The organism is Streptomyces cirratus (assembly GCF_014650775.1).
In the GTDB taxonomy this organism is placed as follows: Bacteria; Actinomycetota; Actinomycetes; order Streptomycetales; family Streptomycetaceae; genus Streptomyces; species Streptomyces cirratus.
In genome coordinates this window covers 75,538-94,199 of sequence record NZ_BMVP01000003.1, presented here as the reverse complement: position 1 = coordinate 94,199, position 18,662 = coordinate 75,538, and the positions used below count along the sequence as shown (strand labels likewise).

General features: G+C 71.9%; 13 protein-coding genes. 8 read left to right on the top strand and 5 right to left on the bottom strand.

The annotated features are described in order from the left end of the window. Window positions 1-18 precede the first annotated feature (18 nt). The 5 genes from IE207_RS09990 (at window position 19) to IE207_RS09970 (ending at window position 7,299) form a co-directional block, all read left to right on the top strand. A complete protein-coding gene (locus IE207_RS09990; protein WP_190183720.1) occupies window positions 19-1,422 on the top strand; it encodes a KamA family radical SAM protein in 1,404 nt (467 codons plus the stop codon). A 118-nt stretch (window positions 1,423-1,540) separates the two neighbouring features. Further along, complete coding sequence (locus IE207_RS09985) at window positions 1,541-2,725, top strand: saccharopine dehydrogenase family protein (RefSeq protein WP_190183719.1); 1,185 nt, start codon at window positions 1,541-1,543, stop codon at window positions 2,723-2,725. A 103-nt stretch (window positions 2,726-2,828) separates the two neighbouring features. Next, a complete protein-coding gene (locus tag IE207_RS09980; RefSeq protein ID WP_190183718.1) occupies window positions 2,829-4,151 on the top strand; it encodes a lysine N(6)-hydroxylase/L-ornithine N(5)-oxygenase family protein in 1,323 nt (440 codons plus the stop codon). Then, window positions 4,148-5,302, top strand: coding sequence for an NAD(P)/FAD-dependent oxidoreductase (locus IE207_RS09975; protein WP_229873581.1), 1,155 nt, complete (start codon window positions 4,148-4,150; stop codon window positions 5,300-5,302). The genes IE207_RS09980 and IE207_RS09975 overlap by 4 nt, the downstream gene beginning before the upstream one ends. Beyond that, window positions 5,299-7,299, top strand: a complete 2,001-nt coding sequence (locus tag IE207_RS09970) for a class I tRNA ligase family protein (RefSeq protein WP_190183717.1) — start codon at window positions 5,299-5,301, stop codon at window positions 7,297-7,299. The genes IE207_RS09975 and IE207_RS09970 overlap by 4 nt, the downstream gene beginning before the upstream one ends. 107 nt (window positions 7,300-7,406) lie before the next feature. Here IE207_RS09970 and IE207_RS09965 read toward each other — a convergent pair whose 3' ends face one another. Continuing rightward, window positions 7,407-8,537 carry an NADH:flavin oxidoreductase gene (locus tag IE207_RS09965; protein ID WP_190183716.1) on the bottom strand — a complete coding sequence of 377 codons (1,131 nt, stop codon included), beginning with the start codon at window positions 8,535-8,537 and terminating at the stop codon, window positions 7,407-7,409. Between the two features lie 165 nt (window positions 8,538-8,702). Between IE207_RS09965 and IE207_RS09960 the strand changes: the two genes are divergently transcribed. After that, window positions 8,703-9,158: a MarR family winged helix-turn-helix transcriptional regulator gene (locus IE207_RS09960; RefSeq protein ID WP_190184194.1), complete on the top strand. Its 456-nt coding sequence runs from the start codon at window positions 8,703-8,705 to the stop codon at window positions 9,156-9,158. Between the two features lie 187 nt (window positions 9,159-9,345). Continuing rightward, window positions 9,346-10,854, top strand: a complete 1,509-nt coding sequence (locus IE207_RS09955) for a DUF4246 domain-containing protein (RefSeq protein WP_190183715.1) — start codon at window positions 9,346-9,348, stop codon at window positions 10,852-10,854. Window positions 10,855-10,994: 140 nt separating this feature from the next. Here IE207_RS09955 and IE207_RS09950 read toward each other — a convergent pair whose 3' ends face one another. Both IE207_RS09950 and IE207_RS09945 read right to left on the bottom strand, forming a co-directional pair. Further along, a complete protein-coding gene (locus tag IE207_RS09950) occupies window positions 10,995-12,341 on the bottom strand; it encodes a YihY/virulence factor BrkB family protein (protein ID WP_190183714.1) in 1,347 nt (448 codons plus the stop codon). Between the two features lie 85 nt (window positions 12,342-12,426). Further along, complete coding sequence (locus IE207_RS09945) at window positions 12,427-13,260, bottom strand: immunity 49 family protein (RefSeq protein WP_190183713.1); 834 nt, start codon at window positions 13,258-13,260, stop codon at window positions 12,427-12,429. Window positions 13,261-13,794: 534 nt separating this feature from the next. Here IE207_RS09945 and IE207_RS09940 point away from each other — a divergent pair. After that, window positions 13,795-15,420 (top strand): carboxylesterase/lipase family protein, encoded by a 1,626-nt coding sequence (locus IE207_RS09940; protein ID WP_229873580.1) that lies wholly within the window; start codon window positions 13,795-13,797, stop codon window positions 15,418-15,420. Between the two features lie 177 nt (window positions 15,421-15,597). Here IE207_RS09940 and IE207_RS09935 read toward each other — a convergent pair whose 3' ends face one another. Together IE207_RS09935 and IE207_RS09930 are read right to left on the bottom strand one after the other, a co-directional pair. Beyond that, entirely contained in the window at window positions 15,598-16,590 is a 993-nt protein-coding gene (locus tag IE207_RS09935) for an ABC transporter substrate-binding protein (RefSeq protein WP_190183712.1), read from the bottom strand. Window position 16,591: 1 nt separating this feature from the next. Continuing rightward, window positions 16,592-18,661: an ABC transporter permease subunit gene (locus IE207_RS09930; RefSeq protein WP_190183711.1), complete on the bottom strand. Its 2,070-nt coding sequence runs from the start codon at window positions 18,659-18,661 to the stop codon at window positions 16,592-16,594. Window position 18,662: the final 1 nt, after the last annotated feature.

The following is an 18,662-nucleotide window of genomic DNA, read 5'->3' as shown; positions in this document are numbered from 1 at the left end:
GATGGAGAGGACCCCGCCATGCTCGACGGCCTGCCGCAGCCCTACGCCTATGCCCACAGCCCGGCCCTGGAGCCCGACCACCGCCGATTACCCGGCTGGCGGGACGTCACGGAGGAGGAGTGGGGCTCGGCGCAGTGGCAACGGGCCCACTGCGTCAAGAACCTCCGCCAGCTCCGCGAGGTGACGGGACCCGCGCTCGGCGACCGCTTCCTGGCCGACCTCGAGCGCGACCAGCGCGAGCGGGCCACGATGTCCATTCTGGTCACTCCGTACATGATCAACACCATTGCCCCGGGCGTCGCGGCCACCGGCGCCGACAGCCTCACCGACGCCTACTACGCCGACCCGGTACGCCGCTACATGCTCCCGGTGTTCTCCGACCGCCGGACCGACCACCCCTCCCACCCCAAGGCCGAGCGGGACTCCCTGCACGAGCGCGACATGTGGGCCACGGAGGGCCTGACGCACCGCTACCCCACCAAGGTCCTCGCCGAACTGGTCGCCACCTGCCCGCAGTACTGCGGGCACTGCACCCGTATGGACCTCGTCGGCAACTCCACCACCCAGATCACCAAGGCGAGCTTCGCCCTCAAACCCGGCGCCCGGCTCCAGGCCATGATCGACTACCTGCGCAAGACACCGGCCGTCCGTGACGTGGTCGTCTCCGGCGGCGACGTCGCGAACGTCCCCTGGCCCCGCGTCGAATCCTTCGTCGAGTCCCTGCTCGACATCGAGTCGGTCCGGGACGTCCGGCTCGCCAGCAAGGCCCTCGTCGGACTGCCCCAGCACTGGACGGCCGCACCCGTGCTCGACGGCATCGCGCGGCTGACCGCCACCGCGCGCGCCCGCGGAGTGCAGATCGCGCTGCACACCCACGCCAACGCCGCCCAGCAGATCACCACAGGCGTCTCGGAAGCCGCCCGGCTGCTGCTCGACGCCGGACTGCGGGACATCCGCAACCAGGCCGTGCTCCTGCGCACCGTCAACGACACTCCGCCGGCCCTGCTGGACCTGTGCTTCGCGCTGCTCGACCGGGCCGGCATCATGCCCTACTACTTCTACATGTGCGACATGATCCCGTTCAGTGAACACTGGCGGACGTCGGTCGCCGAGGCCCAGGACCTCCAGCACGCGATCATGGGCTACCTGCCCGGCTTCGCCACCCCGCGGATCGTGTGCGACGTACCGTTCGTCGGCAAACGATGGGTGCACCAGCTGTCGGACTACGACCGGGTACGCGGGATCTCGTACTGGGCGAAGAACTACCGCACCACCGCGGACAGCGGGAACGAGGACGACCTCGACCGGCTCCACGAGTACTACGACCCGCTCTACACCCTCCCCGAAGAGGGCCGGGCCTGGTGGCGTGCGCAGGGTACCGGCACGCCGGACACCCCGACCCCCTTCCCGGCCGGACGCTGACCGGCCCCGTACCCCGAGCCCCCCTCACCCCGGCCCCGGTTCCCCGCCCTGGACGCGGCGGCACCGGGCCGCAGCAAGCCGGATCCGTCCCGCCGAGCACGTCAAGGAGGACCCCCCGATGTCCGATGCCCTGCCGGATGCCGCCCGCCCCCTCCCGGCCGACCCCGAGCGCACCGTGCACTGGACCGGTACCGGCCTGTCCGTCGGCCGCAGCGGGCTCGGCCTGCTGTGCGAGCAGGCCGGCCGGGTCCTCGTATGGGGCCGTACGCGGGCCAAGGCCACGGCACTGCTCGACCGGCTCGGGCTGACCGGCCGCGCCGAACCGCACGGCCTGGACGCCGGGGACCTGCCGGACCTGCTGGGGCCGGGCCACACCCTGGTGTCGATGCTGCCGGCCACCGAGCACGCGGCACTGCTGCGGCTGGCGATCTCGCGCGGTGCGCACTTCGCCTGCACCAGCTACGCCACCGGCGAACTGCGCAGCCTGGCGGCAGAAGCGGGCCGTGCCGGGCTCGTCGTCCTGACCGAAGCGGGACTCGACCCCGGCATCGACCACCTCCTCGCACACGAACTGGTGTCCGCTGCCCGAAAGGCCGTCGGAGACAGCGCCGGACCCGTCGACCTGACCTCGTACTGCGGTGGGCTCCCGGCCGTGCCCAACGCGTTCCGCTACCGCTTCAGCTGGGCCCCGTACGGTGTCCTGTCGGCCCTCGCCCAGCCCGCCCGCTACATCGAGGAGGGCGCGGTACGCACCAGCGACCGCCCCTGGGAGGCCACGCGCGCGCTGCGGCTCGACGGCGAGGACTTCGAGGCGTACCCGAACCGCGACAGCGTGCCCTTCACCGCCCAGTACGCGATTCCGGACGGCTGGCGGCTGCGCACCTTCATCCGCGGCACGCTGCGCAGCAGCGGCTGGCGGGCGGCCTGGCAGCCGGTCTTCCGCACCGTGGAGACGGGGGACCCCGACCAGGTCCGCGCCCTCGCCCAGGACCTCGCCGAGCGCTACCCGGCCACGGGGGAGGACCGCGACCGGGTCGTCCTCGCCGTCTCCCTGACCCTCGGCACCGAGCACGGCGGGCCCGGCTGGCGGGGCGAGGGCCTGCTCGACATCACGGGCACCGCCCGCGAGAGCGCGATGGCGCTCTGCGTCTCGCTGCCGCTCGCCCACGGCGTGACCCGGGTGCTGGACGGCGAGCTGGCGGCCGGCTTGCAGTGCGCGGCGGAAGGCCCGCAAGCAGCCCGCTGGCTGGACTTCCTGCGGGAGCACGGCATCGCGACCTTCTTGCGGGAGCAGGCCGTGTGATGCGCGCCGAATGCCGCGGTGGTGCGGACGCTGAGCGATCCATGCCCGTGATCGACCGAACGACCTCCTGATACCCACTCACATGCGAAGGAAGGGGCCTGATATGGGGAACGAGAGCCGCGGCCACCCGCCCGTGCACTACCGGTGCGTCGGTGTCGGCGTGGGACCCGCGAACCTCAGCCTTGCGTCACTGCTCCACGATCACGCCGACGTGCCCAACCTCTTCCTCGACCGGAAGGAGGCGTTCGCCTGGCACGACGGCCAGCAGATGCCCGGGAGCACCCTCCAGGTCTCCCTGTTCAAGGACCTCGTGAGCCTCGCCGATCCGACGAATCGCTTCTCCTTCCTCTCGTACCTTCATGAGCAAGGCCGCGTCCACCACTTCCTGAACGCCCAGTTCTCCGCCGTCCCGCGCCAGGAGTTCCGCAACTACCTGGCCTGGGCCGCCGAACGCAACCCGCACGTCGTCTTCGGCGAGGAGGTCCACGAGGTCGCTTTCGACCGGGTCTTCCGGGTCCGCACGAGCCGGCGCACGATCACCGCCGACAACATCGTGGTCGGTGTCGGCAGCAGCCCGTACGTCCCACCGCAGGCCCGCGAACTGCTCGGTCCCACGCAGTTCCACGTCAGCGAGTTCATCATGAAGGCCGTGGATCTGGCCGGCAAACGGGTCACGGTCGTCGGTGGCGGACAGTCGGGCGCAGAGGCGTTCCTCGACCTCATCACCCGCCCCGCGGCGGACCGGCCGCGGCGGATCTCATGGCTCTCCCGGCGCCGCACCTACCTCCCGATCGACGATTCGCCGTTCACCAACGACTTCTACACGCCGTCCTTCTCGGACCATTTCTACCGTCTGCCCGCCGACGCCCGGCGCGCGGTCAACCGGGACACCCTGCTCAGCAGCGACGGGATCTCGGAGGACACGCTCCGCGCCATCTACCAGCAGCTGTACGTCCACCGGTTCGTCGAGGGGCTGCCCGACCTGGTCGGGCTCTACCCGAACCGCGAGGTCACCACCGTCACCCGGGGCGTCCGCGGCAATTGGGAGATCACCGCCCGGCACAACGACGAGCCGCACGCCGCCGAACAGCACGAAGCCGACCTCATCGTCTGGGCCACCGGCTTCCGGCCGGCGCCCGCCACGTTCCTCGCCCCCATCGCGGGGCGCCTGGAGCGCGAGGGCGACGAATTCCGCGTGGACGAGGACTTCGCCGTCCGCTGGGACGGTCCGCCCCAGCACGCCGTCTTCTTGCAGAACGCGGTCCGTGCCCAGCGCGGGCTCGCCGACGTGAACCTAAGCCTCAACGCCTGGCGCAGCCGCCGGATCGCGGACCGGCTGCGCGGGGTGCGCAGCGACGATCCGCTGGCCTCCTTCGTCGAGTGGTCCTCGAAACCCGACTCCAAGCAGACGTGGAACGGCCGGTGAGCGCCCGCGCGGACTCCCCGCCCACCGCCCTCGCCGTGCCCCGGGCCGCCGGGTCCGCCCACGAGAGGAGCACGTACGTCGACGTGGCGGTCGTCGGCGCCGGGGTCGTCGGCTGCATGACCGCCCGGGAGGTCCTGCACCAAAGCCCCGGCACCGGCGTCATGGTCCTCGACCGCGACACCGTCGGCTCCGGCGCGACCCGCCGCTCGGCCGGGCTGCACTTCCCCCGCGGCGCCACCGAGCGGGTCCGGCGGATGACCGCGTACAGCCAGGACTGGTACCAGGAACTGCGCGCGGCCCGGCCCGACGTACCCGTTCACCCACTCGGAATGACGGTGATTGCCGACGCGGACGCCCAGGCCGCGCTGCACACCGCCTACCTGCCCGCCGCCCGGCTGCGCCCCGCCCCGGGCCCGGTCGCCGCACGCCGGGTCACGGTGCCCGACGGCAAGGCGGCCTGGACGGCCGACGGCTGTCAGTACGCCGACGTGAGCGCGTTCACCGCCCAGTTGGCCCGCGCCATGCGCCCGTACGCCGCCTTCCGGGAGGGCGTACGGGTGACCGCGGTCCGACCCGGCCCGGACGGCGTCACGCTCCGCCTCGGCACGGGCGACGAGGTCACCGCCGGCCGGGTGGTGCTCGCCCCCGGGCCCTGGCTCGACGACCCGGCGTGGGCCGAGGCCCTCGCACCGCTCGGGTTGCGCGTGAAGAAGATCGTGGCCCTGCACGTGGACGTGCCGACGTCCGCCGGGGACGGCGCGGTGGTGTTCCACGAAGAGGACGCCTTCCTCCTGCCCCTGCACGACCGCGGGCACTGGCTGTTCAGCTACACCTGCCCGGAATGGGACGTCACTCCGGACGGACTGAGCGGCGGGGTGTCGCCGCAGAACCTGCACGAGGCGAGGGAGCTCCTCGCGGGGTACGCACCCGAGTTCGCCGCACACTGCGCCTCGGGACGGGTCTTCTGCGACGCCTACGAACCCGGCGGCTCCGGCCCCGTCGTCACGGCACTCGATGCCGCGGGGCGCCTGGTCTTCGCCGGCGCGGCCGGTGGCTCCGGCTACCGGCTCGCCCCCGCACTCGCGGCGGATGCCGCCGGCCTCCTGCACCTGCGGGCCTCCGCAGCGGACGAGACGAAGGACATCAAATGATCATCAGCAGGTATGACCCGCAGGTGCTCGGCGAGGCGTTCGGCATCGACATGAGCGCCATAGACGGCCTCGGAGTCGGTGCGGGCTGGGGCCGGGTGGCTCCCGGCGTCCGCTCCACCGGCCACCACCACGACGAGACCGAGTGCTTCGTGATCGTCGCGGGCCGGGGCGAGTTCGACGTCGACGGAGCCCGCCACCCCGCGGAACCCGGCACCGTCATCCTCTTCGAACCCTTCGAGTCGCACGTCCTGGAGAACACCGGCGACTGCGACCTGGTCTTCGTCACCCAGTACTGGCGCGACCCCGGCCGCGCCCTCGCATCGGCGGCCGACATCCGGCGGGCCTCCTTCGGCGACCGCCCGGTCTTCGTCTTCTCCACCCCGCCCACCCCCAACGGGGACCTGCACCTGGGCCACCTCTGCGGCCCCTATCTGGGCGCCGACGCGTACGTCCGCTTCCAGCGGATGACCGGCGGCGAGGCCTACCACCTCACCGGCAGCGACGACTACCAGAGCTACGTGCCCGCCGCCGGCCTCCACGACGGCCGCACCCCCGCCGAGACCGCCGCGCACTACAGCGCGGAGATCGCCGAGACCCTGCGGCTGATGGACATCACCGTCGACCAGTACACGGTCACCAGCACCGATCCCCAGTACGCGGACGGCCTGCGGGAGTTCTTCGCCCGCGTCACCGCCTCCGGTGCCGTCGGCGTGCGCGAAGCCGACGCCCTCGTCGACGCGGAGAGCGGCCGTTACCTGTACGAGGCCGAGGTGAGCGGCGGCTGCCCGCACTGCCCGGCGGTCACCGGCGGCAACATCTGCGAGGAGTGCGGCGAGCCGAACCTGGTGCACGACCTCACCGCCCCCGTCTCGGCGCGGTCCTCCGCCGCGCCCCGCCGGGAGCGGATCAGCCGCTACTCCCTGCCCGTGCACGCGTTCCGCGACACCGTCCGCGAACACCACCGGCTCGGCCGGGTTCCGGCCCGTCTCGCCGATCTCGCCCGGCGCGTCTTCGACCGCCCACGGTTCGACCTGCCCGTCACCCACCCCTCCACCTGGGGCGTCGCCCCGGCCGACGGAGAGGTGCCGGGCCAGGTCATCTGGGTGTGGCCGGAGATGAGTTACGGCTTCCTGCACGGCATCCAGTCACTGGGCTCGCGCCTGGGCCGCGACTGGCGGGCCGCCGACCCCGCCCAGGACTGGAAGATCGTCCACTTCTTCGGCTACGACAACAGCTTCTACCACTCGCTGCTGTACCCGATCCTGTACAAGCTGGCCTTCCCCGGCTGGGAACCCGACATCGACTACCACGTCAACGAGTTCTACCTGCTGGAGGGCAGCAAGTTCTCCACCAGCCGCCGGCACGCCGTCTGGGGCAAGGAGGTCCTGAGCCCCGACACCGTCGACTCCGTCCGCTACTTCCTCGCCGCCACCCGCCCCGAAGGCCGGCGCACCGACTTCCGGCGCGCCGCCTACGAGGCCACCCTCGACGACACCCTCATCGGGACCTGGCAGCAGTGGCTGAACGACCTCGGCGCCCGGGTCGCCAAGCACCACGGCGGCCACGCCCCCGACGCCGGGAACTGGACCCCCGAACACTCCGCCTTCCTCGCCCGGCTCGGCACCCGCCTCGCCGCCGTCACCGGAGCGCTCGGCCCCGGGGGCTTCTCCCTGCGGGACGCCGCGGCCGCCCTCACCGGGCTGGTCGAGGACACCGTTCGCTTCTCCGCCGCGCAGCGGCTGCACGCCGACGACCCGGCCTGGGCGGACGAGACCCGCACGGCCGTCGCACTGGAGCTGGCCGCCGCCCGCCTCCTCGCGCACGGCGCCGCTCCCGTCATGCCCCGCTTCGCTGCGCGCCTTGCCCGGTGCCTGGACCTCCCGGATCCTTCGGTCTGGCCCGACACCGTCGAACTGGTGCGCCCCGGCTGCCGGATCACCCTGGCGTCGGCAGTGTTCTTCCGCCAACCGGCCCCGCCGGCCGCGGACCCGGCCTGACCGGGCCGAGAGCGTGGTGACGCCGGCGGACCGGTGCCGCGGGGCCTCCTCGGACCGGCCGGGCGGCCACCAGCTGCGGCTACCGGCTACCGGCTACCGGCTACCGGCTACCGGCTGAGCGACTTGAGCGCCGCCGGGTCGTACGGCTGCAGCTCGTCGAAGCGGTTGCCGAGGACCTTCGCCGCCCACTGAGGGTCCTGGAGCAGCGCTCGGCCGACGGCGACCATGTCGAACTCGTCGCGTTCCATGCGGTCCAGGAGGTTGTCGATGTCGCCGAGCGCCGCACCCTCGCCGGCGAAGGCACGGATGAAGTCGCCGTCGAGGCCGACCGAGCCGACGGTGATGGTCGGCCGGCCGGTGAGCTTCTTGGTCCAGCCCGCCAGGTTCAGGTCCGAGCCCTCGAACTCAGGGAGCCAGTAACGCCGGGTGGAGGCGTGGAACGCGTCGACGCCCGCCTCCGTCAGCGGGGCCAGGATCGCCTCCAGCTCCTGCGGGGTCTGCGCGAGCCGGGCGTCGTAGGCCTCCTGCTTCCACTGCGAGTAGCGGAAGATCACCGGGAAGTCGGCCTGGACGCGTTCGCGGACCGCCGCCACGATCTCCGCGGCGAACTTCGTACGGGACACCGCGTCGCCGCCGTACTCGTCCGTGCGGCGGTTGGTCCGCTCCCACAGGAACTGGTCGAGCAAGTAGCCGTGGGCGCCGTGCAGTTCGACGCCGTCGAAGCCGATCCGCTCGGCCTCCGCGGCCGCGTCCGCGAATGCGCCGACGACGTCGTCGAGGTCGGCGCGGGTCATCGCCTTGCCGGTCCCCTCGGTGCCGTCCACGCGGATGCCGGAGGGGCCGACGGCGGGCGCGTCGGCGTACGGTGCCTCGCCCTGCTTGCGCACCATGCCTATGTGCCACAGCTGAGGCACGATCGTGCCGCCCGCCTCGTGCACGGCCGCGGCGACCTTCGCCCATCCCGCGAGCTGGTCCTCGCCGTGGAACCGCGGCACGCGGTCACTCTGCCCCGCGGACTCGTGACCGACATAGGTGCCCTCGGTGACGATCAAGCCCACACCCGCCGCGGCCCGGCTGGCGTAGTACGCCTGCACGTCCTCGCCGGGCACGCCGCCCGGGGAGAACATCCGCGTCATCGGAGCCATCGCGATGCGGTTGGGGACGGTCAGGCCGTTCAGCGCGACGGGCCGGGACAGGATCTCGGCCGCGCGGGAGGCGGCGGACGTGGAGATGGTCATGCGGGTCCTCCGGTTTGAGGCTGTGGCTCGTCAGGGGGCAACGGGAAGTGCATAATACACATAGCATGTATCATGCATATCGCGGCTTTCGGTTGGCCGGTCCGCGATAATGGAGCGCCGGAAGGAGCGGGAGGCGCAGTGCTGGAGAAACTGGAGCGGGAGCTGATGCTGCTCTCGCGGCATCAGGTGCTCGCCCTGCGCGAGCGCGACCCCGACCGCCTGGAGCGGTCGGCGTACCTGCTGCTCAGCCGGATCGACACCCAGGGCCCCATGTCCATCGGCCAGCTGGCGGAGGCCTTCGGGCTCGACACCTCGACCGTGAACCGCCAGACGGCCGCACTGCTGCGCTGCGGCCTGGCCGAGCGCGTTGCGGACCCCGACGGCGGCATGGCCCGCAAGCTGCGCATCACCGCCGAAGGCGCGCGCCGGCTCGCCGCGGACCGTGAGGTCAACCGGTCCTGCCTGGCCCGGGTGGTCGCCGACTGGTCCCCCGAGGAGGTGCGGGAGCTGGAGGACGTCCTGGTCCGCCTCAACCGCAGCGCCGAGGCCCTCGAGGGACGGCACTGGCCGCGCGCGGAGGAAGCCGACACCCGCGCCACCTGCCCCCCGCCCACCCGGTAGGACGGACCGCTCTCGGGCGGCCCCCGTCCCCGGCGAGCGGCCGGCCGCGATCGACTGCCGGCCGCTTCTGAGCACCGGTGTTGCCCCTCCGGGCCCGGTATCGCGCTCGGTCACCGTGACTGATTCTGTGTCAGTCTGCTGACGTATCCTTCCCGTCATCGCACACCGACTCGAAGGACCGAGACAGTTGACTGACCTGTCTGCTTTCCCGCTGCCTTTTCACGCTTCCCGTTCCATACCGTTCGCGACACCCCGAACGCTGCGAGAACTTCAGATGATGCAGTGCAGCGCACTCATTCGCGCGAAGCCGGGATGGTTCGACAAGATGAACGATGCCGCCATCGTCGCCAAGTGGACGCAAGAAGCGGTCGCTGAGGGTCTCACTGAGGCGCAGGTCCGTTACGTGCTTTCCGAACTGCGGCACTACGCGGCCGTGCGGGACGCACGAACCGGCATCGAGGTGTCCGCCGTCGACGGGGTGTGGCAGTCGGACACACTGGTCGACGACGAACTCCGATCCCGGCTGCGCGAGGCGGTTCGGGTTCTGGAGCAGGTCCCCGAAGCAGAACAGGACTGGCATCCCGGATCCGACGGCCAGGTACTGGATCTGGTTCATCCCTCACTTTTCTGCCTGGTGAGAGAGGTGAGCGGCGCGCCGGAACGGGCTTGGGAGAACCCGACGGACCGCTACTCGAGGTACGAGTTCTCGGAGAAGTTCCAGTGGCTGCCCACGGACGTCGACGTCAGCGACGACGGCGGTGTCACCTTCCGCTCCTACGTCAACAACGTCCACCCCGAGACCCATCGCGAACTGGCCGCCGTCCTGCCCGACTTGTTCGCGCGCATGCGTCCGCTGCTGGAGAACGTGCTCACGGATCTGCGCCACCCGAGGCCCCTGCGGATCGAAGCCGATCCTTTCGGGTGGTACGACTCGCAGCCGGAGTATCCGAACAGAGCCTCCTACAGTGACGATGCGGCCTACGCGGAAGCCCGCCATGCATGGCACGAGGCCCAGGACGAATGGTGGGAGAACCGCCGCCCCGTGATCCCGGACGCCCCCGTCTTCACCCCGCCCGCGTTGCCCGATGAAACCGCCCGAGTCGACCTGCGCGGTCGGCGCCTGCAAGTCATCGTCAAGCTCGCCACCCTTCACCTCACCCCGGACAAGCCCGAGTACCCGGGCGGTTCCTGGCACGTCGAGGGGATGTTGAACGAGCGGATCGTCTCCACCGGAATCTACTACTGGGACAGCGAGAACATCACCGAAAGCCGGCTGAGTTTCCGGGCGGTACTCGACGACCCGAACTATGAACAGAACGACGACGAGGGTCTGCGTGAGGTCTACGGCCTGGAGGACGAAGACGCACTGAACCAGACGTTGGGAACGGCATCGACGCCGGCCGGCCGCTGCCTGGCGTTCCCGAACATCCTGCAACACCGCGTCGGCTCATTCCGCCTCGCTGACCCCACCCGCCCGGGACATCGGAAGATCCTTGCGTTCTTCCTCGTCGACCCGTCGGAAAGGATCGTCTCCACGTCCGATGTGCCTCCGCAACAACCATGGTCCGAGACGTCGACCATGACGCTTGAACAGGCCAAGGCCTTCCGTGAACAACTCATGCAGGAACGCAAGTTCTTCGTGGACGAACACAACGAGCAGCTCTACGAACGAGAATTCTCCCTCTGCGAGCACTGAACCTCTTCTCCGCTGACTACAACCGGGTCAGCAGGGTGCGGACGGCCGGCTCAGCTCCTGTCCTTCGTGCGCCGCGCAGCCGAAAGCCGTCCGGGCGCCCGGCGCCGACGCGTCCCGGGGCGTGACCGCGAGGCCGCCTCCTATGACGGGGGCCGTGGCCCGCGGCTCTCCGGCGCCGTGTGGGCGCGGGCGTCGCCGGAGGCGACGGTGGTCCACTGCCGAACGGTTGCGGCGTCCAAGCCGGTGTCCGCGGCGATCAGCGCGGCGGGGACACCGGCGCGCTCGGCTGCTCGCGCGGCCCGCTGTAGGTCGGCGATCCGGCTCGCCAGCCCGTGCTCACGCACCGCGTCGGGAGCCGTGGCCAGCATGCAGGCCTCGGCGGCCAGGCGTCGCATCGTGTGCCGCAGCCGTTCGCGGGCCAGCGTAGGGTCGGCGGTGGGCTGGTCTTCCTGCGGCCCGTCGGAGTCCGAAGCGCCGGGTGCCGGGCCCGCGTCAGACGTGCGGTCCGGCGGCGGATCGGTCAGCGGCTGTCGGTCCGCCTCGGCGCTGAACCACACCCCCACCGTCTCCTCCGGCCGACGTTCCTCCATCTTCGCCAACAGGACGAACGCGGCCTTGTCCTGCGCGGTGAACGGGGGCTGGGTCATCGAGCGCGGCCACAACCGGTAGCGCAGGACCACGTTGATCTCCGCCGCGAGCAGCGTCAGCCGGGCCCCGATGTACAGCCAGGACAGCAGCCCGATCACGATCGCGAAGAAGCCGTAGACGTCACTGGCATGGGCTATGACATGGCGGACGTAGAAGGTGCCCGCGGCCTGGAGCGCCTGCCAGAAGACGGTGGCGAGCGCCGCGCCCACCAGGACGTCACGTACGCGCACCGTGGCCGCGGTCAGCAGGGTGAAGGCGGCGAGGAAGACCCCGAAGTTGACCAGGGTGGCCACCGCCCACGTCCACGGGCCGGCCAGCGCCCCGAGCCCGGAACCGAGGCCGGCCAACGTGGTGGACATCAAGATCGCCAGCCCCAGCAGCACCAGGACCGTGAAGCCCCGCAGCTGTCGGCCGGCATACCCCGGCCAAAGCTTGAAGGGGACGTTCCATATGGTGTTCATCGCGTTCAGGGACGCCTGGCCGAGCCCCTGGGTACCGTAGACCGCGCCGAGCACGCCCAGTAGGAGCGCCAGTCCGCTTCCCCGCAATGGGTGTGCGGAACTGCGCAACTGGCTTCCGAGAACCGGAAAGTTGGCCAGCGCCGAGGTCACCAGTCGGTGCTCCAGGGCGGGGTGCCCACCGATCACGAAGCCGAGGATCGTCGAGAACAGCAGCAGCAGAGGGAAGAGCGCGAACATCCCGTACCACGCGATGAGCGTGGCCTTGCCTCCGGCCTGGTCATTGCCGAACTTCTGCATGACCGCGAACGGCAGCCCCACGACGGCGTGGCGCTGTTGGAACTGGTCGACGCGCCGTACGACAACCTCCGCGCGGTTCATGGCGCCACCTCCGGGCAAAACTGCAGACGAGGGCCTCTCCACCATCGTGCGCCTGATCGACCTCGCGCATCCAGGCAGAAGTCGATCACCCGGCACGGGACGCATGCGGGCCGCAGGCACCATGCAGGGGTTCGATGCTTTCGCAAAGATGCTGCGCCTTCGCCCCGCACTGGTCCTTCACCCCGTGCCGCGTCCTGCCCGTAGCCGTGATCCCTCGCCGAGTGCTGAGGCCACCGCATGACTGCCGTCCGGGCCGCTCCCGCCGTCGGCCCCAGAACGAGCGCATGCACCAGGCCCGGCATCGGGATGGCGTTCCACACGGCGGGCCGTGGCCCGCCGGCGGCCTCTTCGAGCAGTTCCCCCGGCAGGCCGCCGAACCGCTCGCTGTTTCCGCACAGGCATTCTGCGACGCCGTGCTCCTTGGAAGGGTTCGGCGGCCCGCAGCCTTCTCGTCCTGCTCCAGCGTCCGCTGCGCTGCCGCTTCGGCATCGTTGCACGTCAAGTGGGTGTGCAGGGCTTCGCGGTAGGCCCGGAACGCGGAACCGTCCGGACGGGCGAAGGCGGGGCCGGTGAGGACGAGCGGGGCGAGGTCCTCGCGTACGCCGGTGATCAGGGCGAGGGCGACGGCCCGCTGCCAGTTCCCGGCGCCGACCTCCTCGCCCGGGCGGGCCGGGTAGCAGAGCGTGCGCCCCTCGACGCTCACCTCGGCGTGGGCGTCCGGCTCCGCGAGGCCGATGCGGAACAGGTCCGCCCCATCTGGGAGGGTCCTGACGCCGGCGAGCTGCCAGACGGCAAGAGGTTCTCCGTCGGCAGGGGCGAGCGCCTTCCGGAGGAAATCGAACCCCGTGACCCGGGGGCCCCGCGTCCCGAAGCCGGTGACCAGCGCGTGCGGCAGGTCCTCGGCGTGGGCAGCGGGCACCCAGCCCAGTCCTGTAAGCGAACGCGGCAAGGGCGCGAGCGGCAGGAGGGACCTCGGAGAGGTCGCCGGACCGTGCGCGGCGCCGTCCGGCCGGTCAAGGAGGGGCTCGCCGCTACCTGGAAGCGACAGTGCGGGTGGTACGCCGCGTAGGAGACGACGCCGGCAGCGGCCTCCGAGGCGTCTTTCAGCGCGGCCCGGGCCTCCGCCGTATCGAGGTCGGGCGTCTCGACGGAGAGCGCCCCCGGGTAGTCGAGGAACTCCGCGCCGATGCGGTGGGCGAAGTCCTGACGCGCCGCTGACACGACGGCTTCGCCCACCTGGTGACGCTCTGTTCGCACGGCACGCACTCCTTGACCGAATCTCCCCGACCGCATGGCAGGGGGTCTGGCAGGCCGACGAAGTGGCCGCAGGAGCCCGAGGGGCGGCCGGTGCCAGGAACACAGCGGCGCGCTGTCAACGCCGAGAGCGTAAGCCGGGATACGGAGCGGAAGGGATGGGGAGGGAGAGGGAAAAGACGACGAAAGGCGGTCGCCGGTGTCCCCTGGACGTTTCGCAAGACGCTGGAGCGCCGTATGGTGCGCCCTCCTGTTGCTCGCCGCCGGGGCCGGACCGGCGTCCGCGGCGGGCGCGCCCCACGAGGACCGGCCCGTGGTGGCCACCGACCGGGGGCCGGTACGCGGCACGGCGCACGGCACGTACCGCACCTTCGAGGGAATCCCGTACGCGGCGCCGCCGACCGGCCCGCTGCGGTGGCGGCTTCCGAAGCCCGCGTCGCGCTGGACAGGCGTACGCGACGCCGGTGCTCCGGGGGCGCGTTGCGTGCAACTGCCAGGTGTGGGGCCGGGCGGGCCGACAGGATCCGAGGACTGCCTGTACCTGAACGTCACCACGCCCGCGTCGGACGGCCGGGGGCGGCCCGTCATGGTCTGGTTCCACGGCGGCGCCTTCGTCAACGGAGCCGCCGACTTCTACCGGCCGGACGGGCTGGCGGTGCAGGGCGGTGCCGTGGTCGTCACCGTCAACTACCGGCTCGGCATCTTCGGCCTCTTCGGGCATCCGGCGCTCGGCGGCGCGCCCGACTTCGCCATCGCCGACCAGCAGGCGGCGCTGCGCTGGGTGCGGTCCAACGCGGCTCGCTTCGGCGGGGACCCGTCCAACGTGACCCTGTTCGGCGAGTCCGCGGGCGGCCTCAGCATCTGCGCGCACCTGACCTCACCGGCCTCGGGCGGCCTGTTCCAGCGGGCGATCCTGCAGAGCGGCTCGTGCTCGACCACCATGCCGCCGCGCTCGCTGGCGCCCACGCTAGGCCGGTACGAGCCGTTCGTGCCCGAGCAGCGCACCGTCGCCGACGGGGTCACGACGGCGGCGGCCCTGGGCTGCGACCGGCCGGAACCCGGTGCCGTACTGGACTGCCTGCGCGGGAAGGACGTGACGGCACTCGCGACGCCTGAGCTGATGCAGCGCTTCTCGTTCGTGTCGTACGGCGACGGCAACCGCGACGGCAACGGCAACCGCGTCCCTCTGCTGCCCGAGGAGCCCCGGCGAGCACTGGAGGGCGGCCGCTTCCACCGGGTGCCGGTGATCGAAGGAGCGAACCGGGACGAGATGCGGATCTTCCTGGCGCAGGGCTTGGCGGCGTTCCCCATCCCCGACGCGGGCGCCTATCGGGCACGGTTGGAGCAGTCGTTCGGTTCGGCGGCCGTCCCGGCCATCGAGGCGCGCTACCCGGTGGCCGCGTACCCGACCCCGGCGCTGGCCTTCGCGACCGTCCTGTCCGACACCTCGTTCGTCTGCCCGGCGCTCAGGGACGGCCAGGCGATGGCACGGTACGCGCCGGTGTACGCGTACCGGTTCAGCGACCGGGACGCACCGAACTTCACCGGCCTTCCGGAGGTGCCGGGATTCCCGTACGGCGCATCGCACGGCTTCGAACTCCCGTACCTGTTCACGATGGGTGTCACCCTGACGGCGCCGCAGCAAGCCCTCTCGGACCGGATGACGGCCGACTGGACCGCCTTCGCCCGCACCGGCTCGCTCCGGGCGTGGCCGAGGCTCGGCCCGACCGGATCGGCGCTGTCCCTGGCACCGGCCCCGGACGGAACCCACCCGGTGAACGCGTCCGCGGAACACCACTGCGCGTACTGGAACGCCTCACCCTGACCGGGAGGCGGCCACTCGCCCGCCAGGGGTAGGGACGGACGTCGTGCCCGGGAGCCGCCGCCGTCCGGGCGCCGCCGTCCGAGGTCACGGACCGACGCCGGGGCCGTCGCACCCGCGAGGGGTCGCGACGGCCCCGGCTCGAAGACGGGGGCACGCGTCAGTCCGGCGGCCGGCGCGTCAGCGCGTCCACTGCTTCCACACCGGCTCGTGGCGCTCCACCCACTTGCGGGCGGCCTGTTCCGGCGGCAGCTTGTCCTCGGCGATCATCAACGCCACCTCGTTCTGGTCCTCGACGGTCCAGTGGAACTTCTTCAGGAACGAGGCCGCCTTCCCGCCGTTCTCCGCGAAGCGCGTGTTCAGGTACTTCTGCAGCGGAGTCCGCGGGTAGGCGCAGTTCACCTTCTCGGGATCGGCGTCGCAGCCCTCCCGGTGCTCGGGCAGTTTCACCTCCGTCATGGGAACCCGCTCGAACAGCCACTGCGGCTCGTACCAGTAGGTCAAGAACGGCTTGTGTTCCTTGGCGAACTGCCTGATCTGGGTGATCTGCGCGGCCTCCGACCCGGCGAAGACGACCTCGAAGTCGAGGCCGAGGTTCTTCACCAGCGCCTTGTCGTTCGTGACGTACGAGGGCGAGCCGTCCATCAGCTGGCCCTTGCCGCGGCTCTCGGCGGTCCGCAGCCGGTCGGCGTACTTGCCGAGGTTCTTCCAGTCGGTGACGTCCGGATGCTCCTGGGCGAAGTACGTCGGGACGAACCAGCCGATGTGGCCGGTCACGCCCAAGTCGCCTCCCCGCGTGATGGTCTTCTTGCCCTCGACGTACCGTTTCTCCTGCTCCGGGTGCCCCCAGTCCTCCAGGATCGCGTCGACCCTGCCCTGGCTGAGCGCGTCCCACGCGGGCACTTCGTCCACCTGGACGGTGTCGACGCGGTAGCCCAGCTCGTGTTCGAGGAGATAGGCGGCGACCGCGGTGTTCGCCTGCGCGCCGACCCACGACTGGACGGAGAGGGTCACGGTCTTCGCGCCCCGCGCGGCGGCGTAGGGGGAGGACTGTCGGGTCATGTCGGCCGCCCCGCAGGCGGTGAGCGCGACGAGGGACGACGCGGCGGCGAGCGCTGCGACCGCGCGCCGGCCGCGGACCGGTCCCCGGCTTCGGTGAGGGAAGATCCGCATGTCAGGCCTCCTTCGCCGGCTGGGTGACGCGGTCGAGCACCAGGCCGAGGCAGACGATCGCGGCGCCGGCCACCAGGCCGGTGGCGAGGTCGCCCTGGGCCAGGCCGAGGACGACGTCGTAACCCAGCGCGCCACCGCCGACCAGGCCGCCGATGATGACGACGGCGAGGACCAGTACCACCGCCTGGTTCACGGCGAGCAGCAACGCCGGCCGCGCCAAAGGGAGTTGCACGTGACGTAGCTGCTGGGTACCCGTCGCGCCGAGCGAGCGGGTCGATTCGAGAGCCGCCGGGTCCACTGCGCGCAGGCCCTCGGTGGTGATGCGTACCACGACGGGCAGCGCGTACACGACGGCGGCGGCAGCGGCAGGCGCGCGTCCGACGCCGAACAGCGCGACCACCGGGATGAGGTAGACGAACTGGGGCATGGTCTGGCACACGTCGAGCACCGGGCGCAGCAGGCGCTGTGCCCGGGCACTGCGGGCCGCGCCGACGGCGACGGCGAAACCGAGTACGAGGGTCACGGCGACCGCGGCCAGCACCTGGGAGAGGGTGTCGAGGGACGGCACCCACACGCCGAGGACGCCGATGGCGGCCAGCGCGAGGACGGCGGTCAGCGCCGTGCGCCAGGTTCCGGCCAGGAGCCCGAGGGCGCCGACCAGGGCCAGGAGCAGCCACCAGGGAGTGGCTTGCAGCCCGGAGCGCAGGGGGTCGAGTACCCAGCCGGTGAAGCGGGCCGCCCAGTCGGCGGTGCCACCGACCACGGGCACTCCGGTGTAGAGGTGGTCGGTCATCCAGGCGACCGCGCGGTTCACGGGCTCCGCGATCGGCAGCGTCCAGGATCCGGGCCACAGGGAGGAGTCCGCCATACGGCCCCCGGCGGCCACGGCGACCGCCGCGAGGACGGTGAGCAGCCACCCGTACCCGCCCGCGAACACGCGTCCCAGGAGACGCCGCTGCGACGGCGGGAGGGGGGCCGCGCCGAGCCGGTCGCCCGCCGCGTCGGCGGTCCGGTCGAGGACCACCGCGAGCAGGACGATGGGGATGCCGGCGGCGAGCGCCGCGCCGACATCGACCGAGGCGAGTGCCTGGTAGACGCGGTCGCCGAGGCCGCCGGCGCCGATCACGGAGGCGATGACGGCCATCGACAGCGCCATCATGACGGCCTGGTTGACGCCCAGCATGAGCTGTCGGCGGGCCAGTGGGATGCGCGCCGTGAGGAGGCGTTGCCGCCCCGTCGCGCCGAGCGAGGCCGCGGCCTCCAGCACCCCGGCGTCGGCCTCGCGCAGGCCGAGCGCGGTCAGCCGCGCCATCGGCGGGGCCGCGTACACCACGGTCGCCAGGACGGCGGCCGGCACACCGATGCCGAAGACCAGCACCATGGGCAGCAGGTACGCGAAGGCGGGGAGCACCTGCATGGTGTCGAGTACGGGGCGCAGTGCGCGGTCGGCCCGGTCCGACATCCCGGCGGCGAGGCCGAGCAGGGCGCCGAGGACGACCGAGGCGGCGACCGCCACGACCATCAGGGCCAGCGTCTGCATCGTGGGCACCCACATGCCGAGCAGCCCGCACGCGGCGAACGCCGCGACGCAGGTCAGGGCCAGGCGGACGCCCGCGAGGCGCAGGGCCACCAGTCCGGCCAGGGCCGTGACGCCCGCCCAGCCGGCGGCGAGCAGTACGACGTACACCGCGCGGACCGAGACCACCACGGCGTTGCTGACGTGCCCGAAGAAGTAGAGGAAGAGCGGATGGTGGTCGCGGTTGTCGATGATCCAGTCACCGGCCCGGCCGAGCGGCCCGGACAGGTCGACGGCCAGGGAGGCGGGCCAAGCGGCGGCTCCGGGGAGGAGGACCGCGACGGGCACGAGGACCACGGCGACGACGGCCAGGGGCAGGACCCTGCGGCCGGCGCGGTGGCGGACCAGCAGGGCCCGCAGCCGGGCGCGGGGCGGCGCGGCGGCGGGGGGCCTGCGGTCCGGCCGTCCGTTCACGCCGGACCCCGTGGACCCGTCGGGCGTGAGGGCCGGGCCGGGCGGACCCTGATCGCGCACGGGCGTGGTGGTCGGGCTCATC

What these genes read in the sequence shown, in the direction of transcription:
- IE207_RS09960 (WP_190184194.1), top strand. Translation starts at nt 8,703, where the DNA reads ATGCTGCTCTCGCGGCATCAGGTGCTCGCCCTGCGCGAGCGCGACCCC.
- IE207_RS09930 (WP_190183711.1), bottom strand. Translation starts at nt 18,661, where the DNA reads ATGAGCCCGACCACCACGCCCGTGCGCGATCAGGGTCCGCCCGGCCCG.
- IE207_RS09935 (WP_190183712.1), bottom strand. Translation starts at nt 16,590, where the DNA reads ATGCGGATCTTCCCTCACCGAAGCCGGGGACCGGTCCGCGGCCGGCGC.
- IE207_RS09950 (WP_190183714.1), bottom strand. Translation starts at nt 12,341, where the DNA reads ATGAACCGCGCGGAGGTTGTCGTACGGCGCGTCGACCAGTTCCAACAG.
- IE207_RS09970 (WP_190183717.1), top strand. Translation starts at nt 5,299, where the DNA reads ATGATCATCAGCAGGTATGACCCGCAGGTGCTCGGCGAGGCGTTCGGC.
- IE207_RS09980 (WP_190183718.1), top strand. Translation starts at nt 2,829, where the DNA reads ATGGGGAACGAGAGCCGCGGCCACCCGCCCGTGCACTACCGGTGCGTC.
- IE207_RS09990 (WP_190183720.1), top strand. Translation starts at nt 19, where the DNA reads ATGCTCGACGGCCTGCCGCAGCCCTACGCCTATGCCCACAGCCCGGCC.
- IE207_RS09965 (WP_190183716.1), bottom strand. Translation starts at nt 8,537, where the DNA reads ATGACCATCTCCACGTCCGCCGCCTCCCGCGCGGCCGAGATCCTGTCC.
- IE207_RS09985 (WP_190183719.1), top strand. Translation starts at nt 1,541, where the DNA reads ATGTCCGATGCCCTGCCGGATGCCGCCCGCCCCCTCCCGGCCGACCCC.